The 17,963-nt window shown below is 44.0% G+C and carries 16 protein-coding genes; 15 read left to right on the forward strand and 1 reads right to left on the reverse strand.

Going from position 1 to position 17,963, the window contains the following annotated elements; translation table 11 throughout:
* Nucleotides 1-62: 62 nt before the first annotated feature.
* From GFB57_RS23905 to GFB57_RS23935, 7 genes are all read left to right on the forward strand, one after another.
* Nucleotides 63-1,661, forward strand: coding sequence for a YadA-like family protein (locus tag GFB57_RS23905; RefSeq protein ID WP_007372228.1), 1,599 nt, complete (start codon nt 63-65; stop codon nt 1,659-1,661).
* A 180-nt stretch (nt 1,662-1,841) separates the two neighbouring features.
* Complete coding sequence (locus GFB57_RS23910; protein ID WP_007372229.1) at nt 1,842-2,606, forward strand: DsbC family protein; 765 nt, start codon at nt 1,842-1,844, stop codon at nt 2,604-2,606.
* A 27-nt stretch (nt 2,607-2,633) separates the two neighbouring features.
* Nucleotides 2,634-5,120: a type IV secretion system protein TraC gene (gene traC / locus GFB57_RS23915; protein WP_007372230.1), complete on the forward strand. Its 2,487-nt coding sequence runs from the start codon at nt 2,634-2,636 to the stop codon at nt 5,118-5,120.
* Entirely contained in the window at nt 5,117-5,389 is a 273-nt protein-coding gene (locus GFB57_RS23920) for a hypothetical protein (RefSeq protein ID WP_007372231.1), read from the forward strand. The genes traC and GFB57_RS23920 overlap by 4 nt, the downstream gene beginning before the upstream one ends.
* Before the next feature lie 10 nt (nt 5,390-5,399).
* Nucleotides 5,400-5,924 carry a signal peptidase I gene (lepB, locus tag GFB57_RS23925; protein WP_007372232.1) on the forward strand — a complete coding sequence of 175 codons (525 nt, stop codon included), beginning with the start codon at nt 5,400-5,402 and terminating at the stop codon, nt 5,922-5,924.
* Nucleotides 5,918-7,231, forward strand: coding sequence for a TrbC family F-type conjugative pilus assembly protein (locus tag GFB57_RS23930; RefSeq protein WP_016241583.1), 1,314 nt, complete (start codon nt 5,918-5,920; stop codon nt 7,229-7,231). Before lepB ends, GFB57_RS23930 begins: the two co-directional genes overlap by 7 nt.
* Complete coding sequence (locus GFB57_RS23935; protein ID WP_007372234.1) at nt 7,228-8,295, forward strand: TraU family protein; 1,068 nt, start codon at nt 7,228-7,230, stop codon at nt 8,293-8,295. The genes GFB57_RS23930 and GFB57_RS23935 overlap by 4 nt, the downstream gene beginning before the upstream one ends.
* Before the next feature lie 48 nt (nt 8,296-8,343).
* Here the strand turns inward: GFB57_RS23935 and GFB57_RS23940 are convergent, their stop codons facing one another.
* Nucleotides 8,344-9,090 carry an AcaB family transcriptional regulator gene (locus GFB57_RS23940; RefSeq protein WP_009653890.1) on the reverse strand — a complete coding sequence of 249 codons (747 nt, stop codon included), beginning with the start codon at nt 9,088-9,090 and terminating at the stop codon, nt 8,344-8,346.
* A 437-nt stretch (nt 9,091-9,527) separates the two neighbouring features.
* Here GFB57_RS23940 and GFB57_RS23945 point away from each other — a divergent pair, with 437 nt between their 5' ends.
* The 8 genes from GFB57_RS23945 (at nt 9,528) to GFB57_RS23980 (ending at nt 17,935) form a co-directional block, all read left to right on the forward strand.
* Complete coding sequence (locus GFB57_RS23945) at nt 9,528-10,139, forward strand: hypothetical protein (RefSeq protein ID WP_009653893.1); 612 nt, start codon at nt 9,528-9,530, stop codon at nt 10,137-10,139.
* Between the two features lie 62 nt (nt 10,140-10,201).
* Nucleotides 10,202-10,702 carry a hypothetical protein gene (locus tag GFB57_RS23950; protein WP_016241582.1) on the forward strand — a complete coding sequence of 167 codons (501 nt, stop codon included), beginning with the start codon at nt 10,202-10,204 and terminating at the stop codon, nt 10,700-10,702.
* A 366-nt stretch (nt 10,703-11,068) separates the two neighbouring features.
* Nucleotides 11,069-11,833 carry a single-stranded DNA-binding protein gene (locus GFB57_RS23955; RefSeq protein WP_016241581.1) on the forward strand — a complete coding sequence of 255 codons (765 nt, stop codon included), beginning with the start codon at nt 11,069-11,071 and terminating at the stop codon, nt 11,831-11,833.
* 75 nt (nt 11,834-11,908) lie between these two features.
* Nucleotides 11,909-13,465, forward strand: coding sequence for a recombinase RecT (locus GFB57_RS23960; protein ID WP_007372238.1), 1,557 nt, complete (start codon nt 11,909-11,911; stop codon nt 13,463-13,465).
* A 57-nt stretch (nt 13,466-13,522) separates the two neighbouring features.
* Nucleotides 13,523-14,632, forward strand: a complete 1,110-nt coding sequence (locus GFB57_RS23965) for a lambda-exonuclease family protein (protein ID WP_007372239.1) — start codon at nt 13,523-13,525, stop codon at nt 14,630-14,632.
* Between the two features lie 371 nt (nt 14,633-15,003).
* Nucleotides 15,004-15,381 (forward strand): hypothetical protein, encoded by a 378-nt coding sequence (locus GFB57_RS23970; RefSeq protein ID WP_007372240.1) that lies wholly within the window; start codon nt 15,004-15,006, stop codon nt 15,379-15,381.
* 59 nt (nt 15,382-15,440) lie between these two features.
* Nucleotides 15,441-16,520 (forward strand): MoxR family ATPase, encoded by a 1,080-nt coding sequence (locus GFB57_RS23975; protein WP_007372241.1) that lies wholly within the window; start codon nt 15,441-15,443, stop codon nt 16,518-16,520.
* Between the two features lie 59 nt (nt 16,521-16,579).
* Nucleotides 16,580-17,935 carry a DUF3150 domain-containing protein gene (locus GFB57_RS23980; RefSeq protein WP_009653892.1) on the forward strand — a complete coding sequence of 452 codons (1,356 nt, stop codon included), beginning with the start codon at nt 16,580-16,582 and terminating at the stop codon, nt 17,933-17,935.
* The last annotated feature ends 28 nt before the right edge of the window (nt 17,936-17,963 follow it).

Below are 17,963 nucleotides of genomic sequence, written 5' to 3' on the forward strand. Positions count from 1 at the left end.
TTTTTTCATGTGCTGTATTCCTTGGTCGTCTTTTTAATACCCATCACTGAAAAGGTAAGCACATGAAACAAAAGTCATTATATATTGCTATTGTTCTGGCACTTCATTGTGCTGTAGCCGTGGCAGATAACTCAATCGATAGCACCCAAATTGACGAAGTTACTGTAAATGGTGATGGCAATAACATTTCAGGGCTAACACCCTGTGCAACCCCATCAAACTGTAAATCACCACTCGGCAACTCAAGTGTTTCAGGGAATAACAACACAATTACTTCGTTAACAAACTATATTATTACCGGAAGCAATAATGACTTATCATTTAGTTACGACCCAAGCCAATTCTGGAATGACTACGCCAATAGTTTCAATGTTTACGGGAATAATAATACTGGCACTGGTCTTTTTGATTTGAATCTGGTTGGGAGTGACAATAAAGTTCTAGGACAAAACCTTGCCGTTATGGGTTATAGCAATAACGTTTCAGGAAGTGCATTGCAAGTAATAGGCTCTTATAACGAACTGGATATGGTAGGTATGGGAGCAATTCTTGGTTCCAGAAACACTGCTACTAATTACGCTGGTTCTATAATGGGTACATTCAATACGGTGAGTGGTGGTTCCTACGCTTTGACTATCGGTTCCTTAAACAATATTACAGCTGCACCGATTAATGACCCCTCTGCTGTTTTTAAATTTGGCAACATCACAATCGGCACAATTAATACCATTGATTCCGACGAATCGATCGTGCTTGGCAACTACAATACTGTATCCGATGATAACGCAATTGTTATTGGTAATTATGCTTCTGCTTCAAATGGAGGTATTTCCATTGGGAACGGTTCATTCTCCAATAGTGCTGATACCGTATCGTTTGGTTCAGCTACGGTACAAAGAACACTGACTAATGTTGCTGATGGTTCCAGCCGGTATGATGCGGTGAACTATGGTCAGCTCATGAATTCCGTTAGTTCACTTCAGGCGTACACTGATAGTGCCATCAGTTCGTACCTTTCATCCATTGGCTCTGGCTCTAACACAACGCCACCTACTACAGGCGGAAATAACAATAACGGTACGGACGGCAGCGGGACAGGAAGTGGTACAGGGTCTGGTAGCAGTAACGACAATAGCCAGACTGCCACGGATACTAATACTTATACCGACGAGCGTGAAGTGTCGATCAACGCTCGTACCGACAGTCTAATTGCAACTGAAAGCGCATCCCGAGTTGCTGGCGATGCTCAAACTCTTGTAAGTGCAAACAGTCATACGGATGCCCGTGAATCTGTCATCAACTCAAGGACTGATTTCCTTGTCGATACTGAGCGCCAGTCACGGATTGATGGTGACCGACAGACCTTGGCTTCAGCTAATAGCTACACAAACCAGAAGTTCTCTGACCTTAAAAAGACGGTTGACCGTAATGATAAAAGAGCAAAAGCAGGCTCAGCAAGCGCAATTGCTATCGCTTCAATTCCCTTCCTCAATAACGTGTCGGGTTTTGGCATGGCGATGGGCGCGTACCGAGACCAGGGGGCAATTTCGGGAGGAGCGAATTACGCTATCAATGAAAAAGTAAACGTCCGCTTTAGCATGTCGGCTGATACAGCCGGTGGTGTTGGAGCTGGTGCAGGATTTGCGGTTGGCTTCCAGTAATAATAAAGCATAAATAAAAAGCCACTTTTTTGTGGCTTTTTATTTGGACTAATTGAGTAATTAAAACCGATATTAACATTTCATCACTTCCTTTTTTTGGGGACAGTTTGCAGCCCTTTTCCCTGCGGCAAAATAAATCAATATGTGAAAATGAAACCTCTCTCATTTGGAGCGGTTACTATGAACTTTATCAAACATGTCGCGACTGCGGCACTTTTGGTGGCACTTTCTGCATCAGCTTCTGTATTCGCCGATACAGTAAAAACAAACACCGGGAATATCGATACGATTTTCAATGAAAAAGCGTTCAAGAACATTCCTCAGAATTCGCAGGAAGTAAAACGTTTTGTCGTCCCTACTAACGGCATCATCGCACTAGAGATTGATGGGAAAGTTAATTTGCTGTCTTCTAATGGCCGCTTCGTTATACAGGGAACGCTCTATGACACATGGGCTAAAAAGCCTCTGACCACCATGAGCGAAATAACCAAGAACGCCAGCATCATTCCGATGAAAGAGCTGAACCTAAATATCGCGGACTTGCGCCCAGCCGTATGGGGCGATGGGCCTAAAAAGGTCATGATATTTACCGCACCTGGTTGTGAAGCCTGTGCAGCCCCACTTTCAGCACTTGCTGACCTCGACCCGAAAGAATTCACCGTTAGCGTTCTGTCGCTCGGAGCTCTGGGCCCGGCAAGCCAGCAGCGAAATATTGAATTGTATTGTGCATCCGACCGCTACCGCGCAGACCGCGCAATTATCAGCGGAAATTCCACTCAGAAATTCGACCAGGTAAAGAACTGCGATATGCAGGCTCTGGCTCGACGTGAAGTTACGGCTCAGATACTAGGTGTCAGCATGATCCCTTTCATTGTGCGTGATGACGGCTCCTACGTACTCGGCTCACCAAAACAAGGCCTCAAAAACTTTATCGAGAACAAGTAACACTTTCTTGGGAATCCTGGAGGCATTATGAGTGAATCTTTAATTTTTCAGCGACTCAAAAACCTGAAGCGTTTTTCTGACTTGTGTCCTGTACGTGCATATGACGAATCCAATCATTTGTTTATGTGCGACAACAAATATGTTGGTTTCGGATTTGTTTGTCGTCCCTTAAGCGGGACAACCGGCAAGGAGATGACTAACCTTCAAACGTTGCTGTCTTCCAACTTCCCCGCCAAAACTATCGTTCAGTTTGACCTGGTTGCAAGCCCAAACATCGTACAGAAAATTAACCGGATGGACGTATTGCGTATGGATTGCCGGGACGCAATCCTGCGTAACGCAATTTATAACCGCTCTAAATTCCTTTTGAAAAGCACCGAAACGCCGATGAAGCGAACCGGGACTCGCGTCCGAAATTGTGTGCTTCTCATTACAGTAAAAATTCCGATCAAATATAACTATGAAATGCGTGAAGAAGAATTCAATCACGTTAACGAGCTGCGGAATGTGTTCGAAACGACGCTGAGCATCACTGGTTTGTGTCCCGGTGCATTGACGCGTGAAAGTTACATCGATGTTCTGAGCTCCATTTGCAACCAGGGTGAAAGCGCCTCCTGGAGAGACCGGACGCCGGTACAGCCACAAGAAGACAAGTACATTTCAGAACAGTTAGTCGACCACGATCGCATGTTTTTCATTAAGAAAGACTATTGCGGTTTTGGTGATCCGACAGATTCCGAGCTTCGTGGAGAAGCACCTACACCGACAACGTTTGTGAAAACATTGAGTGCGCGAAAATTCCCGAAAAGATTCTTTCCCGGGCAAGCGCAATACTTTCTCGGCGATATGATGAGTGGTGTTACTGGAATTAAATCATCCTGCATCATCTCAATGAGCCTGATTTTCTTTGATCAGCAAAGTGAAAAAACTAAATTCACCTCGAAACGTAACTGGGTTGTTCAGCAAACCAGTGGCCCATTAATTAAGTGGGTTCCATCACTCATAAACTTGCGTGAGGGCTTCGATCTTCTTAGCGAAAAAGTTGATAACAACGACCCAATTTGCAAAGCCAAATTTACGGTATCAATCTTCTCTAACTCAAAAGATGGCGTGTTACGCGCTGCTCAGGAAGCTGCAAGTTATCTGAACACCTATCAGTTTAAGATGATCCCAGATACCTACTATGTTGCGCCAATTTTCCTGTCAGCTCTGCCAATGTTTAACGAAGCATCAGCAGAAAAGTCCATTGGCCGATATCGAACAATGGCACTCAGTGAAGCGATGGTACTTTCACCTCTCTATGCAGATTGGCAAGGTACAGACAAACCCGCCTTAATGCTGACATCGCGCTCTGGCCAGATCCAATCACTGGACTTGTTTGATTCTGATACTAACTATAACGCCTGTATCGCAGCTGAGTCGGGGTCGGGTAAGTCATTCCTGACAAACTACATTATCACCGCCTACAGAAGCCTCGGGGCTAAAGTCTGGTGTATTGATGTAGGTGACTCGTACAAAAATATCTGTGAGACCTACCAGGGCGATTATCTCGACTTCAATCCCAAAACCAGGCCATGTCTTAACTTCTTCGAACTGATCGAAGACTATTTCGGTGAGTCTGAAGATGATGACTCCAGTGGCGGTGAAGAAGATCTGATCATCGGATTGTTATCGGTGATGGCAGCTCCTAAAGAAGGTCTGAATTCATTCGAAGAGTCTCGACTTAAACAACATGTAGCTGATCTTGTCCGTGTACACAAGAAGCTGACCACCGTTGATATGGTTGCTGATTCACTGCTGAAAGATGAAGATAAAGACATTAAACGTATTGGCCATCAGCTCTATCCGTTCACGAGTGCGGGCCAGTACGGGAAGTACTTTGTTGGTAAGAACAATATCGACTTCAAAAATCCGTTCACTGTACTTGAACTTTCCCGACTGGAAAGTTCAGAACACCTTAAACAGGTTGTCCTCCTTCAGCTGATTTATCAAATCCAGCAGGACATGTTCATGGGCGACCGTAGCCAGATGAAGCTGGTCATTATCGATGAGGCCTGGGCATTGTTATCAGGAAATATCGGGGCGTTCATCGAGAAAGGTTATCGCCGGTTCCGTAAATATAACGGAGCTGCAATTACCATCACCCAGTCTATCAACGATATTTACAAAGATAGTATCGGGAAATCGATCGCAGATAACTCAGCCTTTATGCTCTTGCTGGGGCAAAGTGAATCCGCAGTGAACGAAGCTGAAGCAAATAAACGTCTGGCGCTGGACGAGGCTGGTTACCGGTTCCTTAAAACCGTTCGTTCCACGAAAGGTGTCTACTCAGAAATCTTTGTCATTTCTAAAGCGGGCCAGGGTATTTGCAGACTTGTGGTTGACCCATTCAGCTTACTTCTCTATTCGACTGACCCGAAAGACGTTGCCGCGATCAAAGACAGAAAGTCCCGGGGGATCAATACCGAAGAGGCTATCAACGAAATTCTGGTTGAGCGGGGGTTAGCCGCATGATTAAAACCGCTGCAATTGCGCTGCTTTTTGGTTTCATCGGAGCCGCCCTTTTTGGGCGGTTATTCCCACCAGCCTCGCCCTATGACTATGTTGCAGTCATCAACTTTATGGACGATAAAGGTCAACCGTTAGGTGAAGCCCAGTCAAGGCTGGTATTAGCCCGCGCTGAGAAACTGTCAGAGGCGGGGTATCTTGTGCTCAATGCCTCAGCCCTTTATAGCTACCCTACGGGGCTCAAGATCCCCCAGACCATCAACACTCAGCAATAGCGGTGGGCGAATGAATACACCCAAATCAGTATGGAGCTTAATATTTCGTAAAAAGCGAAGCTGGAGGCAACATATTGTTTTCAGCATCGTTGTTATTTTCTTAACCGCACCGCTGACGCTATACGTGCTTAACCGGTATGAGATTGGTATCGATCCACAAAATAACCAATGTCTTCCTCCGTACCGAATATATCTCGTCGATAAAATGGACAAATCAATCGTCAAAGGGAAAATTTACGCCTTTCATTCTGAGCTAATGCAACCATATGGCAAAGGGCTGAAAATTGTTGATGGCATTGCGGGAGACACAGTCTCCGTTGATCCCGAAGAGACTGCAATTAACGGCTCTATGGTCGGTGAGGGACTGGCATTAGCAGCAGAATCTGGCCATACCGAACAGGAGCTAACGCGTAGTGGTGTCGTACCGAATGGTCGCCTGTGGATGATGGGGCGCACCAGATACAGTTTTGATTCCAGGTACTGGGGATCATTAGACGAGTCACAAATTATAGGCCGAGCGTATCCATTATGGTAAAAAAAACACCTTTTCGACTTTCGATATTGGCATTTGTAACCGCTGTTGTTTTCACTCCAGTCTGGGCCGAAAACACTGGTATCTATTTAAGTGATCTGCCGTCAAGACCGGTATCCAACTTAGATAATATTCCGACAAGACCGGCTAATAACTACTCAGTCACTGACATTCAAAAAGCTAAGCGTCAATTATCTGCAACTGAAATGAAAGATATTGACAGTCTCATAAAAGCGGCTCGTGATAATCAAAATGCCACTGCCGACCGCGCTACTGACACGGTTAAAGATAATCGAAAAATGATGGGTGAAATGCCCGAGTATAAAAATACAGATGAACTAGTCGATGATGCGGTAAGAGGAGCGTTAGCAAAGTCTGATATGACTAACGAGAAACAAAATAAGCCAGCCGGTGATTTTATTTATATTCTCGTCTCCGCGTCTCTCAGCGATGCTGAAATCACCGACATTCTCAAGTTATACGATGGACGCACGGATATCGCTCTGGTTGTCCAGGGGGCAAAAGATAAAAAGAACCTGCTTGATGAACTTACCCACTGGCAGAAACTTTCCTTCGACTCCAAGTCTTCTCTGGCCGTAAACCTCGATCCAACTGTATTCAAAAACTACAACGTTAGTTCTGTACCGACCATTATCCATGAAAAAGATGGTGAGCTGGTGGCCAGGGTGACAGGCATCTATGACATCGCGTACCTGAAAGACAAGACCGGCGACCTTGGTGTGGCCGGGCCCGCTGTTGGGGTCGTAGAGAAGAACCTTATTGATGAACTACAGGAGAGTGTCGCTAAACTCGATTTTGATGGCATGAAGAAAAAGGCCATTGATAACTACTGGCCCCGCCAGGTTTTCCAGGAATTCCCGGAAGCGACAAAGCGAGCTACCAGAACCATCGATCCGACGGTCATTATCCCTCAAAACATTACTTCACCTAACGGCGATATCGTTGCAAAACGGGGGCGATTTAACCCGCTAACTGTGATGCCATTTACCATCAAGCTAATCTTTTTCGATGCACGTGAAGAATGGCAACGCCAGTTCGCCAGGTATCAGTTTGAACATACACCAGCCTCCCTCACGCCAATACTGGTCACGACAAACGTGTATGGTGATGGCTGGCAGACCTTCCGTGACACCAAGAAAGAATACGGTGACTTCGCAAGGCTATACATGATTCAGCCAGGCATGGCCGAACATTATGGTTTGATAAACGTGCCCAGCGTTGTGACAGCCGACAGTAAGCGATTCATTAATGATGAATATTCACGCAAAGATTTTGAGGAGCTGAAATGAAAAAAATTCTCTCAGTTCTGAAATCACCCAAGACCCTGGTGCTCGCATGTCTGGCTTTTACTATGCCGGTTTTTGCGGCTGACGTTTCATCACCCGTACAGAACAAGGTCTGTCATGATAACCAAGTCTTATCAGCGAAACTCATTACGGATGTTTGCTGGAACTGTATTTTCCCGATAAAGCTTGCCGGTATTAATCTGTCGATGACAGGTACTGCACCTGACAATGCAGCATCAGGGACAGTATGTGCCTGTAAGGATGGATTGAACGTCTATCACCCGGGTGTATTGACCGCGATGTGGGAACCGAGAAAGCTCATCGAGTTAACGAGAACACCCGGGTGCATGTCATCCCTAGGAGGGGTAACACTCGACCTTGGTAATGATTTGCAGTTTGGCCCGCAGACCGATGGAGCAGCCGAGGAACAGCGGGAGCGTTTCTCAATAAGTTTCTACAACGCACATATGTATGCTATGCCGTTATTAAGAATGTTGGATATGTATCTACCCGGTCAATGTAATGCCGACCCATACAGCGATTTTGATATCATTAATTTCACGGAGATTGACCCGACCTGGAATAATACGATGCTGGCATTCTTCCAGAACCCGGAATCAGCAGCTGTGGCTAACGTGATAGCAATGCAGGCTTGCGCCGGTGAAGCAGCGGCACAATTTGCAGGTAAACAGCCAATAGACTCACTTTGGTGGTGTGCCGGTTCCTGGGGTGGGCAGTATCCTTTAACTGGATCGGTACGGAGTATGGATGCCCCCAGAACAACCAGCCTGGTCGGGATCCGTATGCTGGCCGCAGAACATCGTCGTGGACTGGCCTACCGTTCGATGGGAAACGATACTGTTTGTCGCTCCAAGATTTACCCAACGTTGCCAAAGCAACAGTACAAATTGAATATGTTCTACCCTACCCCGGAGACAAAAAACAGTCATGAGGTCGGTGAGTCCCCATACCAATGGCAAGGTGGGCCTTTCCGTTATCCAACCGGTAAAGGCCAGGACAGCACCTACATGATTTTCCAGTGGGTAGATTGTTGCCGCACAATGTAATAAAAAAACCCTGCAATGCAGGGTTTTTAATTTCTGTTTTTCGTTGAATTAAGCCTGCCGTTTAATGGCCTCATTCTGATCATCATTCGCTTCATTACTGGCATCCTGCAACACCTTTGTTTCCTGGTCTACCTGGGTAGGTTCTGTCTCAGTGCTTCCAGCCAATTCTTTTTCAGCGGCCCGGCCATTGGCCTGATTAAGCTCATCAGCAGATGCCTGCGCGTGACGTTTGAGTGATGCTGCCAGATCACGAATGAGATTATGAAGACGAGACTTAAACTCCTCGACCTCATCCTGATTAAAACAGTTATTTAACCAGAGGGTATCGATGATCTGGTGCAATTTATCAAAGTTCTGAATAATGCGGATAACCCGCAGCGCTTGCGGCGTTCTGATGCGAACCTCATGTTCTTTTGGATGGGTATACCCGACTTCATTGAGGCTGCTGCGTTCTTCTTCTTCTTTTACCGCACGGTTCAGAATAGCAATGTTATTTTCCAGTTCTTTCTCAGGCATGTCGATTACTTCGTTAACCGCCTTCAGTGTACGTTCAATCGCACCACTGTATTTAGTGCCAAGCCGTTCAAGGGCTCGGCTGTTATTGGTCAGATTGAAGAGAGCCTGGGAGATAATGTTAAAATTACGGGACTGTACCCGAATACCTTCCTGGGTGTGAAGAGTAAATTTCACGACAGCTTCAGGATTGGAATATTCGACACGAGAGTTAGGGGTTCGGTTATCCTGAGCCCCACTCTTTTTAGCTTGTTTTACGGTTTGTACCGGTGCTTTAGCCATAACAGAACCTCGGAGTTAATTTGTATGCCAATTGATTAGGCCAAAACTCAGGATAGTTGTCATTGAAAAATGGCTGCAATATGACCATGAAAAACCGACTTGAAAAATTAAACCAATATGCTTAAATGAATAAGAACCGAGCTGACGGACATCAGCACAACTTCCTAGTTAATTTCGCGCTCAACCAGCGCCCACCGGATGACCTCCTCCCGGGTTAACTACGCCTTCTACAGGCCCGAGCATCTCTGATGTGTTTAGGTTAAACCTGACATGTCTCTTTGCTTACCCAAACGGGTATTTTGGTTCTCAATCCCAAACAAAAAAAATTGTTAATCCTTTTAACTCCAGCGAATCAACAGATGTGCAGTTTTGTGTACATCCGTTTAGTTTACCTTTTAGGTAGCTAAATTTTCGCATTCTAAATTTATAGGTGATCTATGTCTGACCCAATCTCATTAATGGCAGGTATCGTATTTTTTGGTGCTGTGTATTACCGTGCCGAATATATCAGATTCCTTGGCCCAATCTGGCTGGCAATTTTTATAACGGAACGCGGTTTACTGTTCACTGGTCTCGGTTTTGTTACCGCGACTGTATGTGTAGTTGTTGCTTTACTCGTTATTTATAATTCATTCTTTACCAAGTCTGGGAAAAAATCTAATGAAGCAACTAATGGAAACATGGTTGAAGGTGTTTCTCGGGCTGGGTCAAATAATGACAAAGCCAAATATGCAAACCATCGTTTTGAAGGAAAGCTTGTTTACCACGGTCTCGAAAACTGGAAACACGATCCTAATAACGATAAATCGTATTTAGTCACAATACGTAGTGGTGGGAAAGACCATGAAATTTGGGCTGTTGGGCTCAAAAATGCTGTTGAGACTTGTGGAGCACAAGTTGGTGATATTGTTTCAGTCTGGAAAGAGTCTGAAGTAAGAACCGACAAAGCACAAGTGTTTGACGAAAGCGGTAAGGTTACAGGGTATCGTACTCTCCTTAACGAAAAACGTCGCGGCATTTGGGTTATGCAAGTACTCGCCGAAAGCTAAAATATTCTTAATTCAGGCTATAAGCCTTAACTTTTTAATCTTTTAAATATATGAGGTATATTATGACAATTGTCTATGGTAGTAGCATTGAGCCGGGTGGTATGGAACTGGATGATTACACAATGATTGCAGAGTGTGAAAATTGTGGGAAAGACTGCCGACATCGGATTTATGAAGACTGTGTTGCAGGGGCAATAAACCAGAGATTCTCTTATACGTGTAATCACTGCGGTTATCATTCCTGTAACGCTGAAGTATGTGACGTATGCGATAGCATCGAATGCGAAGAACATGCTGGTCGTTATCAGTCTAATATTTTCTTCGAAATGCATGAGCTCATTGAGCTCATGAAAATAGAGGGAGATATACTGGCAATCAGAGCAAAAATCAATGTAGGCGCTCACGACTTTGGAGATCTTTCAAAGTTAGATGATTGCCTGCATAGGCTCACCTTTCCAGGTTACTATGAACGGCGAAATACTGATCTCTATAAAGAGATATCAGATGCTTCAACCGACATGGCAATCCAAACATGGAAGCGTCTGGAACGCTTGTTATGCTAAACCTCCCTATAAAAACCCAGCGAAAGCTGGGTTTTTTTCTTTTCTGGATTGACCAACCAAACGTCGTATCATAATCTTATATCGCGGGCATCCCGCTTAACTTCTTTTAACACTCTTTATTTCGGCAACGCGCCATCCCTGAATGAATAAGTTCATTCGCACGGCTTCCCTACGCCCATAGAATTCGACACACGGTGCATCATGCATCGTGTTTTCTGCGCCGTCGAAAAAGGTGTTTTTCCTCTTGTTGAGGATACAGTGAGTCCAGCACTCTAACTGGATGCTTCACAAATCTTTCTAATTTTTGTGCCTATAGCACTAAATCATTTTAACTTTTTTAATTTAAAAATTTATGAGGTATAAACTATGCAATCCAGAGCAAAGGGTATTGTTGCGATAGAACCTAAATATGTGCCTGCATCTAACAATGCAGATTCATATATTTATTTCCGTTTGCGCTGTGACATGTCCATTAGCGGCAAGTCTCAGACCGAGTTCTATTCGATAAAAGCATTTGGTAAAGTCGCGGATTTTCTACGCGATAATATTCAAATGAATACCGAACTGTATATCGAAGCATTAGCTCGATCATTCCGTTATACAAAACATGGTATTGACCAAATGAGGACTGAGTTTCATGTTTTCATGGCTCGAATCATTCAGACTGGTCAATCAATAGATACCCGTGCAAATGAAACTGTAAAGCCACCATCTACATCAACCGTCACTTCGCTATCCCCTCAAGTAGCGCAAAAACTTAAGGACGATATGAAGTGGCAGAAAATGTCTGATGAAGAGGTAAGAACTGCTTCTGAAAAATGGAGAACAGTATATGCCGAGCAAAAGCAGCTGCACCCTGGAAAAGAGTCTGTATCACCAGACAACAATAAAAATTCAGTAGAGAAGATACCAGAAGCTTCGCCGAAGCTGGATGCTAAGAATAGAGCCGTGCAGACATCACGTCCGCAAGCCGCAACCTCTAAGCACCCTGTCAACATGCAAGCCTGGACAAATCTGCCAGCCGATAATTCGACAGCAGCCGTTATTGTAGCTCGTATGAAACTTAATGAAAAATTAAGCTCCTCCGGGCAAGTAACTTTAACTAACGCATATTCATCAGTTCGCGGTTGATATGACTGGTTGCTGATTCCTCAGCAACCTTCTTCTTTTTTAATCTTATAATTTATTTAATTTAATGAGGTATATATGTACTCAAATAAATCACGTAGTTCTGGTTCATTCTCAAACAACAATAAAGGGAACACCGATATTGTCGTTAAGATAGACAGCATTGCTCGACATATGTTGTCGCTCGAAAAGATGTTTGCATCCGCAGGTTCCAGTTCACCTCACATCTCATTCGAACGTGAATGCGTTTTTGCAAAACATATTGTCAACAATAATAACTACTTGGCTGACATAGCAGTTAATAATCCAAAGTCCTTCGAAACAGCATTCCTTCAGCTTGCAAGTAGCGGCCTTACTCTTGACCCGGCGCAGAAGCAGGCTTACCTGGTTCCACGCGATGGTCGTGTCATTCTTGACGTGTCCTATATTGGGCTCAGCAGGATGGCCACCGATGAAGGTTTATGCGAAGACATTGTGGCTGAATTAGTTTTTGAAAAGGACTCATTTAAAACCAATGGTCGTCGTTCCAGCCCAGACCACGAATTTGACCCCTTTGCTTATAAAGGGGGACTCGTTCTCACAAACACCGATCAGGGTGCTTTAGGAGATCGAGGCATGTTCAGGGGGGCTTATGTCGACTATTTAATGAAGGATGGACGTCATCTGGTATTTTTCATTGACCTTCAGGATTTAGCTCAATCTCGGGCGAAATCCGAATCTTGGGCAAAAGTGGAGAAACGGCAGTATTCACCGTGGACTCAGTTCCCTTGGAAGATGGTGCTCAAGTCAGCTATTAAGCAGACCATACACTTAATTCCTGGTAACCGTACTCGCCTGAGTTCAATGATTGAATATCTGAACACTGCTGGTGGTGAAGGTTTCCGTACAGCAACAATACCCGTCGCAGCTGCTGAAGCTGAAATGGAGGTTAGACAAGAAGCCAGGACGGCTGGTAATACGGATACTACAATCCGAACTGCAAAGTCTGATGATAAAGTTATTGAAGGTGAGTTTAATAAGCTCCCTGAAGAACCTGATTCAACCGAGCAGCAGGACATCAAGAGCAATACACCAACCGATGTTTACGATACGGCTGAGGGAAATACACCTCCAGCTGACGTAAATGGTTCGGCTGATGATATTCTCCCTCCACCCGGAGAAACCAATGGGCAGTCCAATGAAGAAATGTCTGAGCATCCCGGGGTCAGAAAATGGGCTGAACGCAGAATTAAAAAGTTAGTAAGCCGGGCAGAAAAGACGCTTGGATACGAAACTATTTTAAACGATGCAAAAAGCAGTTTCGATCTGAATGAAAGTGAGCTGGCATTCGCTCGCTTATCTTTAGAAAAATCCCGTCGGTCACTTCTCAAAAATCATTTAACTAACGCAGTAGGTAGCTTCGATTTTACTCAAGTACTTAACTTCATCGAAAAAATGGGTAAGGGTGAGTTTAAAACCGACGCGGCCAAATGGGTCGGTGAAGTCCAAGCCGAATCAATGGAAATACACAAGTTATATCTTGAGGCTGTTAATACATCTGATTTTGTGAGGCTCAATGCCGCTCTCAACAATGTGACATTTCCCCCTCTAAAAGAAATGGTAGAAGGTCTTATTGAAGATCTTCTGGCCGCTTAACTTATCCGGCAGGAAACTGCCGGTTTAACTTTCTAAATTTATCTTAAGGTGATCATTATGTCTGACATTTATGAAGTCGTTGATGTTGTGCAGGGCTCAAAGGAATGGCTCGAATGGCGTAAAACTGGTGTGACAGCAACATGCTCCCCTATTCTGTTAGAGGAGGCTGGTGCAACTAAAACGCCCTACGAACTCTATTTGCAATACGCTGGCCTGATTAAGGCAGAAGACCTTTCTGTCATTAAACAGGTTGATGCTGGTAAAAAGCTTGAAGCACTTGCCAGAAGTTACTGCGAAAAAGAGATTGGACAAATCGCCCTGCCTTTCTGTGTAAGGAACAAAAAGTATCCTTACATGATTGCTTCGCTGGATGGGCAGTTCGACGATGGTTCAATCCTTGAGATAAAGAATCTTTGCGAGAGCAAACATCTTTCTATTCTTCAGCTTGAAACCAAATCGCCAGAATTCCGTTATTACTACTGGCAAGTTCAGCACCAGCTGCTGACAACAGGCGCACCCCAGGCGTATCTTGTGTTTTGGTCGGCCACTGACCAGACCAAGGTCTTTAAAATTATGCCTTCGAAGAAAGCGTTTTATCGAGTCCAGGTTGCCTGCGAATACTTCTGGAATAAGGTTCAGACAAAAACAGCTCTACCGTTTGATAAGGAAAAAGATATTTTGCTTATCTCTGACCCTGAAATCATGTCTCAGACACAAGGCTTTAAGCTTCCAGACGACCTCGAAGCTCGTGTGGTAGACATAGCCAGACAAGTTGGAACATTGCAGCAGATGGAGAAAGAGTTGGCTTTAAAGAAAAAGCAGTTCGAAGAATACCAGAACGCGGTCAATTTATTGATCCAGGGTCTAGGTGCTTCTATTGGCTTTTCCTATAACGAGCTGGTTAGAATCGATGGCTTTGGCTTTCGTTTTCTTCAGTCTCGCGTACCGGAAAAACCGAGCTACAAACGAATCTGCGATAAATTATCTATTGACCCCAAACATCATCCAGAATGTTACGGTCAGTCATCGGTACGAAATTCGTTAAGTACCTATGAATATAAATCAACTCTGACTGATACTGTCTACATTCCTTTGGATGACACTTCCGTACTGGTATCTCCTGGTGCAGAAGAGACAGACTCAGCCCAACAATACGTTGTTTTTTAATTATTGAGCCCAGTTTAAAACTGGGCTTTTTTTTTGCTTGACCAATTACACATCCTTTATTATCTTTAAATAGCGGCTTAGTCCGCTTAACTTCAGGCAACTGCCTTTAAACACCTTCTAAATTCGGCGCTCAAGCCACTCCTGAATACCTCCTGGTATTCACAAGGATTTCTTTCGCCTAAACAAATTCGATAGCCTGCGGCTCTCATAAGCGGCAGGCTTTTTTGTCCGTCGAAAAAGGTGTTTTGTTGTCACGTAGACAACAACAAGTGCCTCAGTCACTCCCAAACTGAAACTAGTACCTAACTTCAGCCTTCATGCAAGGCCTAATTCATCTAATTCACTAATCTTTTTAAATGAGGAGTCTGATCATGTTTCTTGTAAATATGACTGCATATCTTGCATCCCCAGAACAACGGGAAATGGGCGTTATTGATGTCGATCAGCAAGTATCACACGCATTACGTGAACTGTTGACCTTTAATACCTGTCCTTCAGAAGATGTTATGACCGATAAAGCTAAAGAATTTGCTGAAATCGCTACATCACTCTGTAATAAATATAAGGCTGATGGTGTACTTGTTTATGCCAAAACCTATTTTATGCCTGTTCTGGTCTCTGCATTGAGAGCCAGAGGCATCGTTTCTTATGTAACGTATGCACCAAAGGTTACCAGTGTTGATAACAGTGGCAGTGTTAGCCGCAATTATAAGCATGTCGATTTAGTACGTGCTGATATTGCTGCATAACATCATTCTTCTTAATTAATTTTTAATTTTTAAATCTATCTAATTTAATGAGGTATATCATGACTACTAATTTCGCAAACCTGTCTGTTGAAATCATGGCGCGCTCTACACCTGTCCACCCTTCTGTATTTGGTATTGTTGTTCCAGATCATCAGATGGATAAAGTTAAACCGTTCCAGGGATTTGACTCAGCCAATCCATTTAGTGCATTCGTGCCTAAACAGAATGACGACTATGTTTTTGAAGCGTATTTGCGTTCATCTGTACTGATGTGGATTAACTATCCACAAAATCAGTCTCTGTGGATCTCTGGCCCAACAGGTTGTGGCAAAACCAGTGTTGTCGAACAAGTAGCAGCAAGACTTAACTGGCCTGTCATGAAAACTACAGCTTCACAAGACCTGGATATTAACAATCTCATTGGCGGTCTCCGGCTTCAGTGTAATGAACTGACCGGTGATACCAAGACTGTTTTTGTTCATGGCCCACTGACGCTGGCGTACAAGTATGGACTGATTTTCCTACTCGATGAGTACGATCAATTAGACCCATCCTGTGCCAATGCCTTTAACGCCATCCTCGAAGGAGGGAATTTAGTTATTCCTGAAACCAACGAGGTAATTAAACAGCACCCGAACTTCAGATTTGTTGCAACGGCTAACTCAATTGGTCAGGGCGATTTTACTGGCGTTTATGGCGGTGTGAAAACATTAAATGTGGCCAACCTTGACCGCTATATGTTTATCACTGCTGACTATATGCCAAAAGAAACCGAGACTAAATTGATTACCAAATATATCCCCGACACCAAAGTCGCGGAGAAATTTGTTGACGTTGCGAATATGATTCGCGGTCTTTTTGTAGGCAAGAATATCACCGGTGAAATTGACACTAGTGTCAATACTAACAGTGCAAAACTCCCGGACGGTGTTCTTCCCGACACTCGTTTATCAGTAACGTGTTCAACTCGTTCGCTGGTGGCCTGGCTTGACCGCTACTCAATGATGAAAGCTGCAAAGATGCCACGTGCATTATTAACAGCTTTCGATTATCAGATTGGTAATCGTGCATCAGCAGATGATAAAAAATCTTTGCATCTCATCGTTGAAGCTGTATTCGGTTCTGAAGCACTTAAATAAAACCCCGCTTGGGGTTTTTTAATTCTTTTTAAATCAATTTTAAATTAATGAGGTATGTCATGACTATCAAATCCAATGCCACTCAGGTTCTGGAACAACTTATTCTCGTTTCTCTTTCTGATATCACCAGTATTAGTGGTCGTCGTAAGCTGAAAAGAGAAGATCTTGGTAACAGTGCTGATTTGCCACCTGATGTACTTGTTTCATTAGGTAGCAAGAAAATCATTGACCCACAACTCATCAATCCATTTACCCGCAAGAAGAATTCAGCTCACGCTTTATGTCTTGAAGCGGGTATTAAATTTATGGGAGGCTATGCAATTCCAGCCGACAAGGTTAATGATTTAATTGGTAAACTGAATGTACTTAAGGGCGAGTTTTACGATTACAAAAAGGAATTTATGAAAGCTGATTTTAATAGCTGGATTAATTCTTTTGAAGAAAAGTATCGCTCTATACTTTTGCGTGATGCTGCGATCGATTTGTCTTATATGGATAGCCAGATACAATTTGGCTTTACTGCGATTCATATCACACCTTATGGTAACAGTGTCATTCAGGATGGTTTAACTGGGCAAGTTAAAAGTTTAGCGGATGAAGTTTATGAGGATGTGGCTGATGTTGTTGAAGGTTTCCTTAAAAACAGGAACCCCGATGCGTTTTCTCAGCACACACTAAATCCTTTACGCCGCTGCGGCGATAAACTCGCTTCCCTAGCTTTCATCGCACCAAGCGTCCAGTCTCTTAGCGACTATGTTAATCAGGTAATGAAAGACATTCCGCTAACCGGCAAAGTGACGGGCAAACCTTATAACGACATTCTCTCTCTCCTCAATAACCTACGCGACCCAATTCATGCAAAACAGTTTGTAGAACTGCTGTCATCAGCCAGTACTACAGATGGTAACGATGCGATTGACCCATCACTTTCAATGAACCTTATTGGAGATGATGATGCCATGACTTTAGCGGCCATTTCGGCAACTCAGGTTCAGGTAGAAACGCTTCCTCCTCCGCATACAGATGCGTTTGCATCTGCTGTGGTAGTAGAAGATCCGATCGGATTGCAAAGCGTTGATTCACTCGCTGAAGCCCCATCTGTTCTGGTAGAAATCAATGGTTCAGCTGATACGTCTTTGGCAATCGAACCGGTTAATACGTCGGCTGATACTGACGTTAACGACTTGTCCGATACCCAGGAGCATGGAATTGTTAATGACGCTGTAATACCGGCGTTTAGTGCGGTTATGGTCGATGATGATTCATTTTTGGGCGGTGATTCGATTGTACCCCGCTCTCTGCCAGACTCAGCTCTTATTTCGGGTTTGGATTCTGAAAAAGTCATTGATGGAAAAGAGCCTGAAATTGTAATTTCGTCTTCACTCGATGATGACGAAACAATAATGGTGTTTTAAAAATAAAAGGCCCACTCCGGGCCTTTTT

Origin of the sequence: Citrobacter sp. S39, assembly GCF_009495675.1 — a bacterium.
GTDB lineage: Bacteria > Pseudomonadota > Gammaproteobacteria > Enterobacterales > Enterobacteriaceae > Citrobacter > Citrobacter freundii.

What these genes read in the sequence shown, in the direction of transcription:
- GFB57_RS23905 (WP_007372228.1), top strand. Translation starts at nt 63, where the DNA reads ATGAAACAAAAGTCATTATATATTGCTATTGTTCTGGCACTTCATTGT.
- GFB57_RS23910 (WP_007372229.1), top strand. Translation starts at nt 1,842, where the DNA reads ATGAACTTTATCAAACATGTCGCGACTGCGGCACTTTTGGTGGCACTT.
- traC (WP_007372230.1), top strand. Translation starts at nt 2,634, where the DNA reads ATGAGTGAATCTTTAATTTTTCAGCGACTCAAAAACCTGAAGCGTTTT.
- GFB57_RS23920 (WP_007372231.1), top strand. Translation starts at nt 5,117, where the DNA reads ATGATTAAAACCGCTGCAATTGCGCTGCTTTTTGGTTTCATCGGAGCC.
- lepB (WP_007372232.1), top strand. Translation starts at nt 5,400, where the DNA reads ATGAATACACCCAAATCAGTATGGAGCTTAATATTTCGTAAAAAGCGA.
- GFB57_RS23930 (WP_016241583.1), top strand. Translation starts at nt 5,918, where the DNA reads ATGGTAAAAAAAACACCTTTTCGACTTTCGATATTGGCATTTGTAACC.
- GFB57_RS23935 (WP_007372234.1), top strand. Translation starts at nt 7,228, where the DNA reads ATGAAAAAAATTCTCTCAGTTCTGAAATCACCCAAGACCCTGGTGCTC.
- GFB57_RS23940 (WP_009653890.1), bottom strand. Translation starts at nt 9,090, where the DNA reads ATGGCTAAAGCACCGGTACAAACCGTAAAACAAGCTAAAAAGAGTGGG.
- GFB57_RS23945 (WP_009653893.1), top strand. Translation starts at nt 9,528, where the DNA reads ATGTCTGACCCAATCTCATTAATGGCAGGTATCGTATTTTTTGGTGCT.
- GFB57_RS23950 (WP_016241582.1), top strand. Translation starts at nt 10,202, where the DNA reads ATGACAATTGTCTATGGTAGTAGCATTGAGCCGGGTGGTATGGAACTG.
- GFB57_RS23955 (WP_016241581.1), top strand. Translation starts at nt 11,069, where the DNA reads ATGCAATCCAGAGCAAAGGGTATTGTTGCGATAGAACCTAAATATGTG.
- GFB57_RS23960 (WP_007372238.1), top strand. Translation starts at nt 11,909, where the DNA reads ATGTACTCAAATAAATCACGTAGTTCTGGTTCATTCTCAAACAACAAT.
- GFB57_RS23965 (WP_007372239.1), top strand. Translation starts at nt 13,523, where the DNA reads ATGTCTGACATTTATGAAGTCGTTGATGTTGTGCAGGGCTCAAAGGAA.
- GFB57_RS23970 (WP_007372240.1), top strand. Translation starts at nt 15,004, where the DNA reads ATGTTTCTTGTAAATATGACTGCATATCTTGCATCCCCAGAACAACGG.
- GFB57_RS23975 (WP_007372241.1), top strand. Translation starts at nt 15,441, where the DNA reads ATGACTACTAATTTCGCAAACCTGTCTGTTGAAATCATGGCGCGCTCT.
- GFB57_RS23980 (WP_009653892.1), top strand. Translation starts at nt 16,580, where the DNA reads ATGACTATCAAATCCAATGCCACTCAGGTTCTGGAACAACTTATTCTC.